This window comes from Arthrobacter sp. 01T419, from assembly GCF_056398865.1.
The window spans coordinates 1-18,075 of record NZ_JBFTQF010000013.1 but is presented as its reverse complement, the minus strand read 5'-3'; the positions used below and the strand labels follow the sequence as shown (position 1 = coordinate 18,075).

At 64.2% G+C, this 18,075-nt stretch carries 15 protein-coding genes; 6 read left to right on the top strand and 9 right to left on the bottom strand.

The genetic code is table 11. The annotated features are described in order from the left end of the window. Nucleotides 1-164 precede the first annotated feature (164 nt). The 3 genes from AC1DLO_RS16980 to AC1DLO_RS16970 all read left to right on the top strand — a co-directional run bounded on the left by AC1DLO_RS16980 (nt 165) and on the right by AC1DLO_RS16970 (nt 3,413). Nucleotides 165-1,295: an FUSC family protein gene (locus AC1DLO_RS16980; protein ID WP_184740666.1), complete on the top strand. Its 1,131-nt coding sequence runs from the start codon at nt 165-167 to the stop codon at nt 1,293-1,295. A gap of 41 nt (nt 1,296-1,336) precedes the next feature. Continuing rightward, a complete protein-coding gene (radA, locus tag AC1DLO_RS16975) occupies nt 1,337-2,710 on the top strand; it encodes a DNA repair protein RadA (protein WP_476890862.1) in 1,374 nt (457 codons plus the stop codon). A 79-nt stretch (nt 2,711-2,789) separates the two neighbouring features. Beyond that, nucleotides 2,790-3,413, top strand: a complete 624-nt coding sequence (locus tag AC1DLO_RS16970) for a Pr6Pr family membrane protein (RefSeq protein WP_476890861.1) — start codon at nt 2,790-2,792, stop codon at nt 3,411-3,413. A 144-nt stretch (nt 3,414-3,557) separates the two neighbouring features. Here AC1DLO_RS16970 and AC1DLO_RS16965 read toward each other — a convergent pair whose 3' ends face one another. Next, a complete protein-coding gene (locus tag AC1DLO_RS16965; RefSeq protein ID WP_476890860.1) occupies nt 3,558-5,171 on the bottom strand; it encodes a peptide chain release factor 3 in 1,614 nt (537 codons plus the stop codon). A gap of 865 nt (nt 5,172-6,036) precedes the next feature. On the opposite strand from AC1DLO_RS16965, the gene disA reads away from it, so the two are divergent. Continuing rightward, nucleotides 6,037-7,113 carry a DNA integrity scanning diadenylate cyclase DisA gene (disA, locus tag AC1DLO_RS16960; RefSeq protein WP_476890858.1) on the top strand — a complete coding sequence of 359 codons (1,077 nt, stop codon included), beginning with the start codon at nt 6,037-6,039 and terminating at the stop codon, nt 7,111-7,113. 22 nt (nt 7,114-7,135) lie between these two features. Here disA and AC1DLO_RS16955 read toward each other — a convergent pair whose 3' ends face one another. Next, a complete protein-coding gene (locus tag AC1DLO_RS16955; protein ID WP_476890857.1) occupies nt 7,136-7,648 on the bottom strand; it encodes a hypothetical protein in 513 nt (170 codons plus the stop codon). A gap of 369 nt (nt 7,649-8,017) precedes the next feature. On the opposite strand from AC1DLO_RS16955, the gene AC1DLO_RS16950 reads away from it, so the two are divergent. Continuing rightward, nucleotides 8,018-8,986 (top strand): HhH-GPD family protein, encoded by a 969-nt coding sequence (locus tag AC1DLO_RS16950; RefSeq protein WP_476890856.1) that lies wholly within the window; start codon nt 8,018-8,020, stop codon nt 8,984-8,986. A 162-nt stretch (nt 8,987-9,148) separates the two neighbouring features. On the opposite strand, the gene AC1DLO_RS16945 is transcribed toward AC1DLO_RS16950, so the two are convergent. Beyond that, nucleotides 9,149-9,733 (bottom strand): class I SAM-dependent methyltransferase, encoded by a 585-nt coding sequence (locus AC1DLO_RS16945; RefSeq protein ID WP_476890855.1) that lies wholly within the window; start codon nt 9,731-9,733, stop codon nt 9,149-9,151. Between the two features lie 491 nt (nt 9,734-10,224). Here AC1DLO_RS16945 and AC1DLO_RS16940 point away from each other — a divergent pair, with 491 nt between their 5' ends. Further along, nucleotides 10,225-10,407 (top strand): hypothetical protein, encoded by a 183-nt coding sequence (locus AC1DLO_RS16940; protein ID WP_311770590.1) that lies wholly within the window; start codon nt 10,225-10,227, stop codon nt 10,405-10,407. A gap of 59 nt (nt 10,408-10,466) precedes the next feature. On the opposite strand, the gene dhaM is transcribed toward AC1DLO_RS16940, so the two are convergent. The 6 genes from dhaM to AC1DLO_RS16910 all read right to left on the bottom strand — a co-directional run. Continuing rightward, on the bottom strand, nt 10,467-11,162 hold the full coding sequence (gene dhaM / locus AC1DLO_RS16935; RefSeq protein WP_184740658.1) for a dihydroxyacetone kinase phosphoryl donor subunit DhaM: 696 nt from the start codon (nt 11,160-11,162) through the stop codon (nt 10,467-10,469). Beyond that, entirely contained in the window at nt 11,159-11,809 is a 651-nt protein-coding gene (dhaL, locus tag AC1DLO_RS16930; protein ID WP_476890854.1) for a dihydroxyacetone kinase subunit DhaL, read from the bottom strand. The genes dhaM and dhaL overlap by 4 nt, the downstream gene beginning before the upstream one ends. A gap of 2 nt (nt 11,810-11,811) precedes the next feature. Next, entirely contained in the window at nt 11,812-12,813 is a 1,002-nt protein-coding gene (gene dhaK, locus AC1DLO_RS16925; protein WP_476890853.1) for a dihydroxyacetone kinase subunit DhaK, read from the bottom strand. 487 nt (nt 12,814-13,300) lie between these two features. Continuing rightward, on the bottom strand, nt 13,301-13,801 hold the full coding sequence (locus AC1DLO_RS16920; RefSeq protein WP_476890946.1) for an amino-acid N-acetyltransferase: 501 nt from the start codon (nt 13,799-13,801) through the stop codon (nt 13,301-13,303). A 95-nt stretch (nt 13,802-13,896) separates the two neighbouring features. Beyond that, nucleotides 13,897-15,999: a S9 family peptidase gene (locus AC1DLO_RS16915; RefSeq protein WP_476914532.1), complete on the bottom strand. Its 2,103-nt coding sequence runs from the start codon at nt 15,997-15,999 to the stop codon at nt 13,897-13,899. A 149-nt stretch (nt 16,000-16,148) separates the two neighbouring features. Further along, nucleotides 16,149-18,075 (bottom strand): ATP-dependent Clp protease ATP-binding subunit (locus AC1DLO_RS16910; protein ID WP_476890851.1); only part of this gene is annotated, 1,927 nt, incomplete at its 5' end.

Genomic DNA, 18,075 nt, shown 5'->3' with positions numbered 1-18,075 from the left:
GGCGGTGCAAAGTGAACGGGAGGTGAACGGCAGCGGACCATTGGTTTACATGTGCAGCGTCACCCTTGCGCTTGGCATACCGCAAGGGTTTAAGTGACGCCCCTCACCTTTTGGCTCGCTCGACCTGCCGCACCCCGTGACCCGCTCCTGAATAGACTTGAGCCATGGCCGCCCCCCAAGGACTTTCAGCAAGCAAGAAATTCCTGCGGGCACGGCTGCGCACGGGCTTCGTCCGCAGCCGGAACTCGTTGGTACCGGCAGTCCAGATGACCTTGTGCGCCGTGGGCGCCTACGCCTTCGCTGAATACATCCTGGGACACTCGGGACCACTGTTCGCCGCCACTTCGTCCCTGATCGCCCTCGGCTTCTCCCGGGATCCGCGGCTTCGCCGGGTCATGGAAGTTGGCCTTGGCTGCACCCTCGGGATCGTCATCGGCGATCTGCTGCTGCACTGGCTGGGCTCGGGGATCTGGCAGGCCGCCCTCGTGCTCCTCTTCTCCATCCTCCTGGCCCGGTTCCTGGACAGCGGCAGCATTTTCACAACGCAGTTGGGCCTGCAGTCACTACTCGTGGTGTTGCTTCCCGCTCCGGCCGGCGGACCGTTCACCCGGAGCATCGACGCCGTGGTGGGCGGGGTCTTCGCGCTGCTGGTCACCATGCTGGTCCCCAAAGACCCTCGCAGGGAGCCCCGCCAGGACGTCCGCAAGCTCCTGCACGAGCTCTCGGAAGTTCTCCGCGAGTGTGCCGACGCCTTGATCAACAGCGACTCGACCCAGGCCTGGCACGCGCTCATCCGCGGCAGGAATTGCCAGCCCCTCGTGGACCGCATGAGACAATCCCTCAAAGCGTCCGGCGAGGTGGCGACCCTTGCCCCGGCGTACCGACGGCACCGCGACGAGTTGACCATGCTGTCGGAATCGTTGGATTCCATCGACCTCGCCCTCCGCAACGGCCGCGTGTTCGCACGGAGGCTCACCAGCGCGATCAACCATGCCGCGCTGACCGACGAGGCTACGGACAGCATCTCGGAAGTCCTGCAGGACACGTCCGCCGCCGTCGAGGAGCTATCGCTCGGTCTCGCCGAAGTGCACGACGGCGCCCGCCGCGCCCACATGCGCGGTGCCCGGCAGGACCTGGCCGACATCGCCACGCGGCTACATCCCAAAATGCTCCACGTCCAAAAGCTAGAGGGAGAAACGGTGGTGATGCTCTTCCGCCCGCTTATGGTGGACTTGCTCGAAGCGGCAGGCATGGACCCCCTTGAGGCAAGAGACGTGCTGCCTCCTTTGCAGTAAGGAGCACTTGACTGTCCTACCCCTCCACTAGCCTTGTACGCATGGCTTCCAAGACCTCGCGCACCTCCAAGACACCCGCGTACAAATGTGCTGAATGTGGGTGGACCACGGTCAAGTGGGTGGGCCGCTGCGGTGAGTGCCAGGCGTGGGGCACCGTCGAAGAAACAGGCACCACAGTTGCACGTACGACGGCGGCAACCACAGTTTTGGAGCCGGCGCGCCGTATTGCCGAGGTAGACGGCACCACCGCCGCGTTCCTACCCACCGGCGTCGACGAACTCGACCGCGTCCTGGGCGGGGGCCTGGTCCCCGGCGCGGTGATCCTGCTTGCCGGGGAACCGGGCGTCGGAAAATCCACCCTCCTGTTGGACGTCGCGGCGAAATTCGCCCGCACGGGTCAGGATGTCCTGTACGTCACGGGCGAGGAATCGGCCGCCCAGGTCAAACTCCGCGCTGAACGGATTGACGCCGTCGCTCACAGCCTCTACCTCTCGGCGGAAACGGACTTGGGCCAGGCACTTGGGCAAGTGGAGAAGCTCGAGCCGAAGCTGCTGATTGTGGACTCGGTGCAGACGCTCAGTAGCGCCGATGTCGAAGGGAGCGCGGGCGGTGTTTCCCAGGTCCGGGAAGTGGCCGCGTCGATCATCGCCGCCGCAAAGCGCCGCAACATGACCACTTTGCTGGTGGGCCACGTGACGAAGGATGGTTCCATTGCAGGTCCGCGCCTTTTGGAGCACTTGGTGGACGTCGTGTGCCAGTTCGAAGGCGAGCGCCATTCCCGGCTCCGCTTGCTGCGCGCAGTCAAGAACCGCTATGGGGCCACGGACGACGTAGGCTGCTTCGACCTGAATGAGGCCGGGATCGAAGGCCTCGCCGATCCTAGCGGCCTCTTCGTCTCGCGGACTCGTGAGCCGGTCTCCGGCACCTGCATCACCGTGACCATGGAAGGCCGCCGGCCACTGCTGGCCGAGGTGCAATCGCTCCTGGCCGAGAGCGCCAGTTCCCAGCCGCGCAGGGCCACCAGTGGCCTGGACAGCTCGCGCGTCGCCATGCTCCTGGCCGTGCTTCAACAGCGGGCCGGCTGCATCCTGCACAAGGACGATTCCTATGTGGCCACCGTTGGCGGCGTGAAATTGAGCGAACCTGCCACCGACCTCGCCGTGGCGCTTGCTGTGGCCTCGGCGAAGGCCCGCAAGGCGCTGCCCCAAAGACTGATTGCCTTCGGCGAGGTTGGGCTGGCCGGCGAGGTCCGTCCCGTTCCCGGGATCAACCAGCGCATCCACGAAGCCCAGCGGCTCGGTTTCACCCATGCCGTGGTGCCCGCGAGTCCCAACGGACCAGGGCCGGTCCCCGAAGGGTTCTCGGTCCGGGAGGTGGGACACCTGGCAGAAGCCTTGGAGTTGCTGATGACGTAACGGCCGGGGTGGTCTCGGAGTGGCTGGCTTCGGAGTGTCGGGCGCGTCGGTTTTGTCGCGCGACCTTGAGACTGTCCGTATGACCAAAAGAAATGTGCTTATTGGGGGACGCCTCTTCTTTGCTCTCCTCACGCTTGTGGCCGTGGGAACGCAACTTAGGGTCCATATCGGCCTGGGCTTCGATGCGTGGAACTTCTTCAGCTACTTCACCAATCTGTCCAACATCTTCGCGTCTGTAGTGCTGTTGATCAGCGGCTACCGCGTGCTGGTTGGCAAGCGGCCCAGCGAGCTCGACGATGCCACGAGGGGTACCGCCACGATCGCCATGGCTGTAGTGGGACTCGTGTTCGGCGCGCTCCTGGCAGGACAGGACCTAGGTTCCCTGCTCCCCTGGGTCAACTTCGTGGTCCACTACCTGATGCCAGTTGTCATGGTGGCGGACTGGTTGTTCCAGCCTCCGCGCTCTACCCTGACCGTCAAGCACCTCTGGTATTGGCTGCTCTACCCGGTTGCCTACCTCGTTTACAGCCTCATTCGCGGCTCTTTCGTGAACTGGTACGCCTACTGGTTCATCGACCCCGCACGCGCAGGCGGTTGGGGTGGAGTGGTGGTCTTCGCAGCAGCGATCTCCGTAGGCTTCCTCGCGGTGAGCCTCGCCATGATGAAGCTGGGGAACAAACTCGAGCGCCAAGTGAGCTACTGAACGCCCCGCCGGACATGTCCACTCCACGACCCTGCCCGCCTGCAAACCCCGCCACCACCGGACATGCCCCCTGTACCAACCAGGCATTGGACATAACACCACTATGTCCAGCCCTAGGCCGATACGAGGGGCATGTCCAGAGGACTACTTCGCGGGGTTGTGCGTGCCGATCGGGACCAACGTGAGGTTCGGGTGGTTCTTCTCGATCCGGCGCAGCGCCCAGACGTCGTTGAACAAAGCCAGGTATTCGCCGTCGGACCGCAGCAGTACCTCGGCGCCCGGGACGTTGGCGAGCGCAGGCATGGCGTCCGCCGTCGAGATCCTCGCCATCGAGTACGGGAGGCGCTCCAAACGCATGGGGGCGTTGAAGTCGTGTGCCATGCGATCTTCCACCACTTCGAACTGCATGGGGCCGACGGCGGCGAGGACAGGTGCCTGATCGCCGCGGACGTCGGAGCGGAGCACCTGGATGACGCCTTCGTGCTCAAGCTGCTCGATCCCGCGGCGGAACTGCTTGAAGCGGCTGGGGTCCTTGGACCTGGCCACTTGGAAATGCTCGGGGGCAAAGAGCGGAATGGCGGGGAATTCCACGGGTTCGTCCAGGAACAGGCTGTCCCCTACGCGCAGTGAGGACGCGTTCACCAAACCAACGACGTCGCCGGGATAAGCCTCGTCGATGACTTCGCGTTCACGTCCGAATACCTGCTGGGCGTACTTGGTGGCGAAGGACTTCCCTGTGCGGGTCTGCGTGACCACCATGCCGCGCTCAAACACACCGGAACACACTCGGATGAAGGCAACGTGGTCGCGGTGGGCCTTGTTCATGCCGGCCTGGACTTTGAAGACGAACCCGGCAAAGGGCGCGTCAACGGAGCGGGGCTCGCCGTCGACATTCGGGCGCGGAGCGGCGGGGGGCGCGAAGTCCACCAGGGCGTCCAGGATTTCCTTGACGCCGAAGTTCAAAGCAGCCGAGCTGAAGAGAATGGGTGTTGCCGTTCCGGCGTGGAAGCTCTCTACATCGAACTCAAGGTTTGATTCGATCACCAGTCCGGCTTCGTCGACGGCGTCGCTCCAGTTGTTGCCTTGGGTTTCCGCTGCTTCTTCCGGGGTGAAGTACTCGGTGATCGCGATGTTGGCGCCGGCATTGTTGCGCGCAAATCGCGCGAAGCGGTCGTTGCGCAGGTCCCAGACTCCGCGGAAGTCGCCGGAAATGCCCACAGCCCAAGTCAAGGGCATGGGCTGAAGCCCGGTGCGTTCCGTGATCTCGTCCATCAACGCGAGGGCGTCCAGGCCCGGTCGGTCCCATTTGTTGATGACGGTGATGATGGGCAGGTTCCGCTGTTTGCAGACTTCAAAGAGCTTCATGGTCTGCGTTTCCAGGCCCTTCGCGGCATCCACCAGCATCACTGCGCAGTCGACGGCGGCCAAGACGCGGTAGGTGTCTTCGGAAAAGTCGGCGTGCCCCGGGGTGTCCAGCAGGTTGATCACGGTGTCGCGGTAGGAGAACTGCAAGGCCGCGGAGCTGATGGAAATACCGCGGTCCTTCTCCATCTGCATCCAGTCGGAAACAGTTTCCTTGCGGTTGGCCTTGCCGCTCGACGCACCCGCAGTACCGATGACTTTGGCGTGCAGGGCGAGGGCTTCCGTGAGCGTTGACTTACCGGCGTCAGGGTGCGAAATGACCGCGAAAGTCCGACGCCGGGACGCCTCATGGTGAATTGCCTGGACTCGGGCGGGGCTCAGGACTTCTTGGGACACGGTGCTACTTTCGCTGCGATCGGGGCGTTGCCCGCGCTGAGGAACGACGGGCCAAACGTGGATGGAGGCTGGATACGGGCCCTGCGCGGGCTGGGGGCCAACTCAAGGAGCGGCACGATTGCGCGCCAGCCAAGACACCAAGTTTATCGCAGCCCGCGGAACAAGCCGAAGGCAGCTCTGGCCGTCGGCGTTTAACAGGATCGAAACGAGGTGCACAAACCTCCGAAACCACCGGCCGATAGTTTGAATTGACGGCGGTCCGGCTCATCAGGGTTGCGATGACGTACCGCCAGGAAAACACACGAAAAGCCGGCCTTGGCACGAAAAGCCGGCGCTGGCACGAAAGGACAGGGCATCAATGAAACCAGGGAATGGCTTGTTCTACGATCCCCTCGGCCCTTCCTCCGCCGCGGGCAACGCAACGGGCACTCCTGCGGCCACCACTACGAGCACCTCTGCGCCCAGGAGTAGGCCCCCGGCCGGACACGGCCCGGACAGTTCCCTTGGTGGATCTCAGGCTGCGGCGAGGCAAGCACGCCAGGACGCCGGAAGGGGTCCGGCGCGTGAAGCAGCGCTGCTCAGCGTGCGGCGCGACCTCGAGCGGCTCGCTCGGCTTCGAATGACTCCCTGAGTTCGCGCGGATCCAGCACAAAGTGGCGGTTTGGCGGCCGCCGTCGAACGCGTTTCGAAGCACTCTTCACGTAACCTTCTTTGGGGCACTTTAAGGCTTGCCTGTGCGGTTCTTGCCGGTCTATACCTCTATCATTGAGCTTGCGGGAAACCTAGTACTTTGATCCTGCCGGCTCACTGCTGAAAACCGGCATAATCGCGGGCGCGTCTGCTTGCACCTTTGAAGGGAACACCTATGGCTCGGAGCCCCGAAGAATCGCTCAAGGCGACTCTGGGCAGGGTGGCCCCCGGAACGCCGCTGCGCGACGGCCTGGAACGCATCCTTCGTGGGCGCACCGGCGCCCTGATCGTGCTGGGTACGGACAGGACAATCGAGTCGATCTGCTCAGGCGGCTTTGAAATCGGCATCGACTTCTCCCCCACGCGCCTGCGTGAGCTCGCGAAGATGGACGGTGCCATCATCTGCGACAAGGACGCCGGGAACATCCTCCGTGCCGCAGTCCAGCTTGTGCCGGACTCCAGCATCGAGACCCAGGAATCAGGAACGCGTCACAGGACAGCCGAGCGCGTCGCCATCCAGACCGGGGTGCCGGTGATTTCGGTCAGCCAGTCCATGCAGATCATCGCCCTCTACGTCAACGGGCTGCGGCACGTCCTGGAGGGTTCCGAGAAGGTCCTCGCCCGCGCCAACCAGGCCCTCGCAACCCTTGAACGCTACAGCGCCCGATTGGACCAGGTCACCAGCGCCCTCTCGGCCCTCGAGATTGAGGCCATGGTTACCGTCCGGGATGTGGCAGTCACCCTGCAGCGCCAGGAAATGGTCCGGCGCATCGCCGAGGAAATCGCGCAATATGTCCTGGAACTGGGCGAGGACGGCAGGTTGCTCTCCCTTCAGTTGGAGGAGCTCACCATGGGCCGTGGCCCAGGCAGCGACGTCATCATCCGCGATTATGCCGGCGCGGACGCCTCGCCGGATGAGATCGACGCCGCGGTGCAGGCACTCCTGGATCTTGGCCCGACAGAGCTGATTGACCTTGGCAAGATTGCGGGCATCATCGGTTTCGCCGGGGGCATGGACGTGCTCGACGCCGGCGTGCAGCCGCGCGGCTACCGTCTCCTGTCAGGGCTGAAGTCGGTTCCGAAAGCGGTGGCCGACCGTTTGGTGGAGCATTTCGGGGGCCTCCAGAACCTCATGGCGGCCACCATCGACGACCTCATGACCGTGGACGGCATCGGCGACCAGCGCGCCAGGACCGTCCGCGAAGGGCTCAGCCGCATGGCTGAGGCCAGCCTGCTGGACCGGTTCCTCTAGCGTCCCACCCGACCGGCTAGCGTTAGCCGAGCTGGAAGATGGCCTTGGTGCTCGCTTTGTTTCCCAGGGTGGCCTTGAACGTGTATGTGCCGTTGGCCGGCTTTGCCGAGACCACGCCGCAGCCTTCCGACGTCCTGTTGCGTTGCCACGAGAAGTTGGCCGTCTCGCTCTTGCCCGGATCAATCTGCTTCACGAGGTCCTCGCTCTTCGCTTGGCAGTCCTTCGAAGAGAAAATCCGGTCGTCGCCGCTCATCACCAGGAAATCCATCTGGGACGTGCCAACGTTGACCTGGCACGGAGCCGCTCCGCCGTTGGTGATCTTCATGCTCAGCAACGGGTTCTGCCCAGCTGCATAGACGGCCTGGTCCGTGGATGCAGTCACGGTCACGAGGTTGAGGTCGCAGACCGGGGTCGCAGAGGGGGTCGCGGCGGCCGTAACCGGGGCCGACGAAGGGGTCTGGACCGCCGGAACAGCTCCACTGGCATCGTTCTTGGACGCACCGGAATCAGCCTTGCTTGCAAGGGAGGAACTCACGGCCACAGCCCCGGCCACGAGCATCGCCAAGATCACTAGCAAGGCACTAAAAACTACCAGTCTCCGACGGCGGTAAACGGCGGGGCTCGTCCGGCGCCTTTGAGGTCGCCCTGCATTCTTTGAACGGCTTGCGCCTGCGGTCCGGGCAGGGCTTTTTGCCGACGGCGACATGCGCGCCCTCGGCGGTTGCTTGCCCTTGTTGACCATTCTTCTAGGCTAGGCAACACCGGCCCGGGATGGCGTCGCACCACGCCGCCGGGGCCTGATCGGAGCCAGTATGACGTCCGTCATCCCTGGCCGGCTCCATTACAGTTGATGGCAGGAATCGGCCGCTATCAGGGCCCGCCACGAACCGCAGCGAGGATCCCCATGTCACTGCCAGGCGCCGCTGAACTTGCCGGCACCCATCACCTCACGGACTTGCACCTGTCCATCGGCCGTTGGTTCTCTGAGATGGCCCGGGTGTTGCCGTGGCGGTCGCCGGACTGCAGCCCGTGGGGAATCCTGGTCAGCGAGGTGATGCTGCAGCAGACCCCGGTGGTCCGCGTCCTGCCAGTGTGGGAAGACTGGATGGAGCGCTGGCCTGAACCTGCGGATCTCGCGAGGGAGGCTTCGGGCGAGGCCGTGCGGCATTGGGGCAGGCTCGGTTATCCCCGCCGCGCGCTGAGGCTCCACGCGGCCGCCGTCGCGATGGTGGAACAGCATGGCGGGAACGTGCCGGACTCGCATAGCGCGCTGCTGAGCCTTCCCGGCGTCGGCGACTACACAGCCGCGGCGGTAGCCGCTTTTGCCTTTGGGCGGCGCGAAACCGTGGTGGATACGAACATCCGGCGCGTGCATGCACGGCTCGTTTCGGGATTGGCTCTGCCAGCGCCGTCGCTCACTGCGTCCGAGATGCGCCTCGCCGAATCGCTCATGCCCAACGACGTACGGCTCTCCGTCCGGTGGAACGCTTCCGTCATGGAACTCGGTGCGCTGGTGTGCACGGCCCGCTCCCCCAAGTGCTCAGACTGCCCGGTTCGCGAGTCCTGCGCGTGGCTTGCCGCGGGCGAGCCGCCGCCGACATACACGCCCAAAGGCCAGGCGTGGCACGGCACGGACCGGCAGCTCCGGGGTGCGGTCATGGCCGTCTTGCGTGTGGCCGCTTCGCCCGTGGCACGGGAACTGTTCGAGCGTCCCGCAGCTGACCTTGGCTTTGCCGCCGACGGCGCCGAAGCGCCACTTGCCGCCCTCCACCGCTTGAACTCGGCCCCTGAGCAACTGGAACGCGCTCTCGAGGGACTCCTGCGCGACGGTCTGGCCGAGGTGCACGACGGCGGGCTGCGGCTCCCGGCGTGAGGTTCCATTTCGCTGCTTCCGCCATGCTGCTCCCTTCACACGCGGGTTGGCTTGCGGGCCAGAAGGAAGGCCTGCGGGGTTTTCTCATACCTGTCGTCTGGTTCGCGGACTAGCTGCGCCTCCACAACGAGCCCTGCCTGACGCAGGAGTTCCGCGATACGTTCAGGTGGCAAGCGGTAGGCATCGAGGTCGATCTCGTGGCCGTAGGCGAAATCCAGGTGCCGGGGTTCGTCGCCCGCTTGAAACGCAAGCAGGAGCAGTCCGCCGTCCCCGAGGGTCCGATGGAACAAGCAGGAGCAGTCCGCCGTCCCCGAGGGTCCGATGGAATTGGGCGAACACCCCGGGCAACCGTGCCGGCGGTGTATGGATAATCGAATACCAGGCGACAATGCCACCCAACGCGCCGTCCGCCAGGTCCAGGGCCTCCATCGACCCTTCGGCAAACTGCAGGCCAGGGTGATCCCGGCGGGCTACTGCCACCATCTCCGGCGACAGGTCGACGCCGAAAGCCGCCAAGCCAAGGGATTGCAAGTGCGCCGTGATGCGCCCGGGACCGCAACCGACGTCTGCAACTGCCCCTCCTCCAGCCGCCTCCACGAGTTCGGCAAACGTGCCGAGCATGGCCCGGTCAAACGGCTTGGACGCGAGCTCGTCGCGCAGGAGATCGGCGTAGTCGGCAGCTACCGTGTCATAGGCGGCGCGGGTGGCATGCACGTCCGCGGGTTCAGCCATGCCCAGTTCAGTCATGCCCAGAACCCTACTGCTTTTCGGACGGCCAAAGGCCTTGCGGCCAGAGTGCCAGAGGCCCGGCCGTGGGTCACGGAACGCTTTGAGGTCGCGGAGCTGCAACGGTCCGTAGATGTCGGTAACGATGTGCCTGCCAGTTGCCGGCATGGCGTTCCGGGCACCTCTCCGCGGGAATATCCTCAATTATGCGAAGGTTCTGGGCCGCGATCGCTTTGATCACGACGGCGGCGCTCGGTTCGGGATGCCAACCTCAAGTGACCGTCTGCCCGGCAATTGCCATGGCCCCGGTGGTGTCTCTGACCGTTGCGGCAGAGTACGCGCCGATGGTCAAAACCGTCCATTTGAAAGCATGCCAAGACGGGAAATGCCGTGAGGCCGATCTGGAGTTGCGCCCAGGAAGTGCGTCAATCCCCGTAAACTGCGTCCCCGAACCTGGGGCGGCTTGTTCGGCCGTCTCGTCCCCGGATGGTACGAGCTACGGATTCCTGAACATGGGGACATTGACGGCCTCTCCCATCAATGCCGAGGTGACCGGCTCAGACGCAAGCGGCGGAACCTTGCCTGCCAGGACATTGGACTTCACGCCAAAGAGCGCCAAACCCTGGGGCGAGCAGTGTCAGACCGTCATCACAGCCAGCCTCCTGTTGGACGCCAACGGCCTGCGACAGGCCTGAACTTCAGAGCCACTCAAAGACCCACGAAGCCACCCCTTAGCCACTCTCCCTCGGCCCCCTCAGATCTCCCCAAAGCCCTGTTCCACAAGCCGTCGGACGTAATTCACGGCTTTGGATGCGTCTTTGCCCCAGGCTTCCACCCTGAGCTTGCCGCCCTGGCCCACGGCAAGGCTCATAAGTTCCATGATTGATGTGCCATCGACGCCGTTCACCGTTGCCTCGACGTCCAGGCCAGCCAGTCCACCCGCAATTTTCGCCGCGGGCCTGGCGTGCATTCCCATGGGATTGATGAGTTCGAATTCCTCGCTTTCCGCCGGTTCACCCCTGCCCTGGGATTGGACCGGCCCCGCGGCGTTCAACGTGGGCTGGGGTCCGAATCGAACCGATTCCGCGGCGGCCTTCACCGTGGCGGCCAGGGCACCACCTTGGGTGGCAACCGCGGCGGCAACGAGGCCTTCCACCAAGGGAGCGTCGGCAAGAAGAACCCTATCCGGCTCACTGCAGAACTCCAGTGCCGATTCCGCCGTCATGACTGCAGAGCCGAGGTCCGTCAGCACCACCAGCCCGTCCCCCGAGGCCTCGGCAAGTCCGGCCTCGAATGCCGCTATTGTTTTCTCCAGATCCGTGCCAACCCGTCCATCGTCCGTGCCACCAACGGGGTAGAACTTCACATCGGGCGCCATCTGAGCGGCCAATTCCACTGCGCCTTCCGCGATCTTCCGGCTGTGCGAGACCACCACCAAGCCCACCGTCATTCAGCGGACCCGTCGGGGAATCCCGCAGCGGTAGCTGCTGCGCGCAACAACAGGGCCGAAGACGCGGCTCCGGGATCACGGTGGCCGGCGCTGCGTTCACCGAGGTAGCTGGCGCGGCCCTTGCGGGCTACGAGGGGATCTGTTGTCACGGCTCCCACTTCGGCTGCCTCGGCCGCGGCAGCCAGCACCGCTACCGCATCTCCACCAACGGCCAGGACCTCATCCGCGGCTTCCACGGCAGGGGACCACGCATCCACCATGGTCTTGTCTCCTAGCTCCGCCTTGCCGCGGGCAACAATTCCGTCACGTGCCGCGGTCAACGCCCCGGCGAGCGCCACAGCATCAATCTCTGTGCTTTCTCCCAGTGCCGTCGCGGCCCGCAGATATGCGGTTCCGTACAACGGACCGGCCGCCCCACCCACCTTGGACATCAGGGCCATCGCGGCCAGCCTCAGTGCGGCACCGGGTGTTTCCGGTGGAGTCTGGGCGATCTTCTCCATGACCGCCTGGAATCCGCGGTCCATGTTTTCGCCGTGGTCCGAGTCCCCAATCGCACGGTCCAACGCGATCAGCTCCTCACGATGCTCGGACATGAGCCGTGCGGAGAGCGTCAACCATTGAACCGCCCAGTCGACCCCCAGACCCACAGTCACATCCCCCAACGCAGGGCAGGAGTGTGGACAGGTGCATCCCACAGGGAAGTCAGTTCGTCATCGAGCCGCAGCACGGATATGGAGCAGCCCTGCATCTCAAGCGACGTGACGTAGTTGCCCACTAGCGAGCGTTCCACTTTGGCTCCTCTTTCGGCGAGGATCTGGGCCGCCCGCCGGTAAACGATGTACAGCTCGCTGAGGGGCGTGCCACCCATTCCGTTGACGAAGAGCAGCACTTCTTCACCGGCCCTGATCGCCAGGTCTTCAAGGACGGGATCCAACAAGCGGCTAGTGATGGCGTCGGCGCTCTCCATCGCGATCCGGTGCCTGCCAGGCTCACCGTGAATGCCTATCCCGATTTCAATCTCGTCGTCAGCAAGCTCGAAGCTGGGCACCCCGGCATGGGGCACGGTGCAGCCGGACAAGGCCACGCCCATAGTGCGCACATTGCGGACAACCCCTTCTGCCACACCGGCGACGGCGTCCAGCGAGTCCCCGCGTTCGGCGGCCGCCCCAGCAATCTTTTCCACCAGCACAGTGCCTCCCACGCCGCGCCGGCCTGCGGTGTACAGCGAATCCTCCACCGCGACGTCGTCGTTGACGAGAACAGTTCGAACGCTGATTCCTTCGGCTTGGGCCATCTCTGCCGCGGTCTCGAAGTTCAGGACGTCACCGGTGTAGTTCTTCACGATGTGTATGACGCCGGCCCCAGAATCGACTGCCGCAGTGGCGGGAATGATCTGGTCAGGCGTAGGCGAGGTGAAGACGGCACCCGGCACGGCGGCGTCGAGCATCCCGTGACCCACAAAACCGGCATGAAGCGGCTCATGACCGCTTCCGCCTCCTGACACAAGCGCCACCTTGCCGGCCACCGGCGCACCTTTTCGGACGACGAAGATGGGATCCGTATGGACGTCCACGAGGTCGGCATGAGCCATGCCAAATCCTTCGACGGACTCGTCCACCACCGAACGGGGATCGTTGATGAGCTTTTTCATGACTCGCTCCTGGGCGTTGCTGGTAGGTGATTTGACCCTACTACCAGCGCCCCGGGCACGGTAGGGGAACGGTTCCGTATGTGGAAAGCCGCGCCGGAGAACGCAGAAGGGACAGCCCCCAATGGCTGTCCCTTCTCAAAGGTTCTGGTTTGCGCCTGGTTAGTGCGGCGGGCCGCCGGCCTTCAATCGGCCGGTGCTGGGGTCCTGGGCCGTTACGCCCGTGGCCAACGGGTCCGGCCAGAGATCCGCACACGCTTCCCGCATGCAGCCACCCGTCCCGCGCTTGCGCGACTCCGGTGTGGAGCCAGGGCGCGGCATGTCTATCTGGAAACCTGAAAAGTCTGGAAACATAACGTGGTATTTCATTTTCGCCTCCACAGTATGGTTGGCTCGCCGCAACCGAGCCTCGATTAGTTTATCCATCAAGTTGATATACGTAAAGACTCGATGGCTAGCTAATTAAGGGACTGGGGAGAAGAAACCGGAGCTAGAGGATCTTGATCATTCGGGTATTGCCCAGGGTGTTGGGCTTAACCCGCGCCAGATCGAGGAACTCAGCCACGCCTTCGTCATGGGAACGGAGCAATTCCGAGTAGACCTGGGGGTCCACTGCCGTTTGGTCCTCCATGACTTCGAAACCGTGGCGCTTGAAGAAGTCCACTTCGAAAGTCAGACAGAAAACCCGCGCTACGCCCAAGGCGCGGGCGTCCTCCAGGAGCTGCTGAACAAGGACGTGACCCACGCCCTTGCCGCGCCAATCGTCGTCCGCCGCCAGAGTGCGCACCTCGGCCAGGTCCTCCCACATGACGTGCAAAGCCCCGCAACCGATCACCTCACCGTCGGACGATTCGGCAATCCGGAACTCCTGAAGGCTCTCGTAGTAGGCCACCGTCTCCTTGGCCATCAGGATTCGCTGCTCCGCCAAGGGCGCCACAAGCCTCTTGATCGCGGCAACATCGCCGGTGCGGGCAGGGCGGATACTGAACATCGGAGTCACAGCCCCATCCTATGTCCAGCGAGCCGCCTGCCCGCTCAGGCGACGCCGGCCTGACGCCTTGGCGCCCCGATCCCTGCACCTCATCACTACAGCCCGAGGTCCTCAGGAACGGCGATGTCTTGCCCAAGTACCTGCTTGGCCAGGAAGTGCTCCACAACGCCGTACCAGACCTTGGCGTGCTGCGGCTGCAGGATCCAATGGTTCTCGTCCGGGAAGTACAGGAAGCGGTGCTGGGTCTCGCCGTTGTCATCGGCAGGCAGTCCGGAGCTGGAGAGGAGTTCGTACCAAAGCCTCAGGCCTTCGCCGATCGGCACCCGATAGTCCTTGTCACCATGGATCACCAGCATGGGCGTCTTGATCTTTCCGACATGGAGATGGGGCGAGTTCTCCATGGCCATCTCTACGGTCATTTCCTTGAGCCAATACTGCGAAGCGTCCGTGGTGGGGCCGAACTGGTCCAAGGCCCACAAACTGGCGTGGGTCACGATCGCCTTGAAGCGGTCAGTCTGCCCGGCCACCCAGTTGGCCATGTATCCGCCGAATGACCCACCCATGGCGGCCGTCCGCGACTCGTCAATGTCAGGCCGCCGGACCACTGCGTCGGTAATGGACATGAGGTCGGTAAACGGCGCTTTGCCCCACTCACCCCAGCCGCGCTGGATGAATTGCTGGCCGTACCCTGTGGACAGGGCGGGGTCGGGCAGCAGTACGGCATAGCCCTTTGACACGAGCAGCCATGGGTTCCACCGCCAGGTCCAGGCATTCCACGAGCCCAAGGGGCCACCGTGGATCCACAGGAGCAAAGGTGCTGGATTCGCCTCCGATGCCCCTTCCGGGAGCGCGAGGTAGGCCGGAACCCGGGAGCCGTCCGCCGCGGTCGCCTCCACCCGCTCCAACGAACCCTTGATCTTGGGACGCTCCGCGGGCGCGGGGAGCCGTTCGACGCCGCCCGTGGCGAGGTCGATCCGGACGGCTTCCGCCGGGAATTGGTAAGAGCTGCGGAGCGCGAACGCGCTCAGCCCATCCGGGGAAACCACGACGTCGGTGTACGCCGCTGCGTCACGCGTCACCCGGGTGACGGTACCGTCAGCGACGCCGACCCGGAAGACCGGCGTGGCGCCGTCGTCATCGGCTGTGACGAGGAGCGAGCGCGCATCCGGAAGCCACGCCGCCGGACTGCCCCAGCGGTCCCAGCCCGGCGCGAGCGGCTCAAGGTCAAGGGTTTCTCCGGCGGCGACGTTCAAAAGGTGCAGCTTGACCTGGGGCGCCTCCCTTGGAGTGCTATCGCTTTCGCTGACCACCGCAAGCATGGAGCCGTCAGGGCTGACCGGGCCCGGGAAATAGCTCATCCCCTCTTGGTCCGAAAGCACCTTGAGGGACCCGGATGGGACATCCACAGCGGCGAGCACAAATCGCGTGTCCGCCTTCGCGAGCGGCTTGGCAAGGCTCGTGTAGATCGTCTTGCCGTCTGGACTGACCACGGCGCGGGTGTTGCGGAGGTTGCCGCCGACGTCGGGAGTCAGATTGCGCAGTTTCAGGGGCGCGATAGCGTCCACGGTCGCGGGCTTTCCCGGCTCAGCCACGTCCCCGTTTTCCACGGCAAACAGCCTAGGCTGGGCTGGGCCGAGATCGGCGTCCCAGTAGCGAACCGGATAGCCCGTGTGCAGGATAGCCGCCACCTTGTTGTCCTTCCGGGCCTTGCGGCGCTCCTCGTCGCTTTCCTCGTCAGTGGAACCAGCCAGGACCGATGCCGTCACGAACGTGGCATCGGCGGCCGACGCAGCCATGACGCCTCCGACGCCGCCCGCGCGGGAGTGCACCACCCGGGCTTCCCCGCCGTCGGCAGGCAAGAGCCACAGGGCGCTCACGRGATCGGCCTCAGGGCTGTCCGGGTCAGGACGGGCTGAAGTGAAGTAGAGGTCGCCGTTTGCGGCAAACACCGCACCGGTCTCGCCCTTGGCGCTGCGCGTGATGCGGCGTGCGTGCTTCTTTCCCACGGGATCGAGCTCCCAAAGGGCCGTGACGTATTCCGTGCCCTTGGCGTTGAGGGTGGAAACCGTGGTGACCAGGCGGCTTCCGTCTGGACTGAGAGCCAGGCCACCAACCCGGGGGATGGCAAGGTAGTGGTCCAGATCGTGGAAAGGAGTTTCGGGTTGTGTGCTCGGGGTCTCTGAGGCATTCGAATCCATGCTCCGATTCAACACTTAATGTGTGCCAGATCACAAAAGGTTCACTAAGAGTGAAACGGTACTTTCAGAATTAGCTGCGCAACAAAAAGCCCCGCCCGCTCCTTGCGGAGCGGGCGGGGCTATCGAGTCGGAACTGAGGCGCTCGGAGCTTAGGCGCTCGGAGCGATTTCCGGAATGCGCGGCTTGGCATTGCCGGCGAAGGTGAACTTGGCGTCGTCGCCTTCGCCGTCCACGTCGACCACCACGATGTCACCGGTGTGCAGTTCACCGAAAAGGATCTTCTCGGAGAGCTGGTCTTCGATCTCGCGCTGGATGGTGCGGCGCAGTGGCCGGGCACCCATGGCGGGATCGTAGCCACGCGTGGCCAGGAGCACCTTGGCGGCTTTGGTGAGCTCGATGCCCATGTCCTTGTCCTTGAGGCGTGCCTCGAGGCGCGTGACGAACAGGTCAACGATCTCGATGATCTCGTCCTGCGTGAGCTGCGGGAACACCACGACGTCGTCAACGCGGTTGAGGAACTCGGGGCGGAAGTGCTGCTTGAGCTCTTCGGTGACCCGTGCCCGCATCCGGTTGTAGCCGGTGGTGGTGTCCGTGCCGGACTGGAAGCCGGTCGCGACGCTCTTGGAGATATCGCGGGTTCCCAGGTTGGTGGTCATGATGATCACCGTGTTCTTGAAGTCCACCACCCGGCCCTGGGAGTCGGTCAGTCGGCCGTCTTCCAGGATCTGCAGCAGCGAGTTGAAGAGATCGGCATGAGCCTTCTCCACTTCATCGAACAACACCACCGAGAACGGACGGCGGCGGACCTTTTCGGTCAGCTGCCCGCCCTCTTCGTAGCCGACGTAGCCCGGAGGAGCACCGAAAAGACGCGAAACCGTGTGCTTCTCGGAGTATTCGGACATGTCCAGCGTGATGAGAGCGTCCTCTTCACCGAACAGGAATTCGGCCAGCGCCTTGGCGAGTTCGGTCTTGCCGACGCCGGTAGGGCCGGCAAAGATGAACGAACCGCCCGGACGCTTGGGGTCCTTGAGGCCTGCACGGGTGCGGCGGATGGCCTGGGAGAGAGCACGGATGGCCTCATCCTGACCGACGACCCGCTTGTGCAGCTCGTCTTCCATCTTCAGCAGGCGGCTGGATTCTTCCTCGGTCAGCTTGAAGACCGGGATGCCGGTGGAGTTCGCGAGAACTTCGGCGATCAGGTCTTCGTCCACCTCGGAGATATCGTCCATGCCGCCGGACTTCCAGTTGCGTTCCTTCTCGGCACGCTCGGCAATGAGCTTCTGCTCCTTGTCGCGCAACGACGCGGCGCCTTCGAAGTCCTGGGCGTCGATGGCGGATTCCTTCTCCATCTTGACCTCGGCGATGCGCTCATCCATGGCCTTGAGCTCCGGCGGCGCCGTCATGCGGCGGATGCGCAGGCGAGCACCGGCTTCGTCGATCAGGTCGATCGCCTTGTCCGGAAGGAAACGGTCCGAAATGTAGCGCTCGGCCAGCGTTGCCGCGGAGGCAAGGGCACCGTCCGTGATGGTCACGCGGTGGTGCGCCTCGTAACGGTCACGCAGGCCCTTGAGGATCTCGATCGCATGCGCGACGGAAGGTTCTTTGACCTGGATCGGCTGGAAGCGGCGTTCCAGAGCTGCGTCCTTCTCAATGTGCTTGCGGTACTCGTCCAGGGTGGTGGCACCAATGGTCTGGAGTTCACCGCGGGCAAGCATCGGCTTCAGGATGGACGCGGCATCGATGGCACCTTCGGCCGCACCGGCGCCCACGAGGGTGTGGATCTCATCGATGAAGAGGATGATGTCGCCGCGGGTACGGATTTCCTTGAGGACCTTCTTCAGGCGCTCTTCGAAGTCACCGCGGTACCGGGAACCGGCCACGAGGGAACCGAGGTCAAGCGTATACAGCTGCTTGTCCTTGATGGTCTCCGGGACGTCCCCGCGGACGATCGCCTGGGCAAGGCCTTCGACGACGGCGGTCTTGCCGACGCCGGGCTCACCGATCAGGACGGGGTTGTTCTTGGTGCGCCGGGAGAGGACCTGCATGACGCGTTCCATCTCCAGCTCACGGCCGATC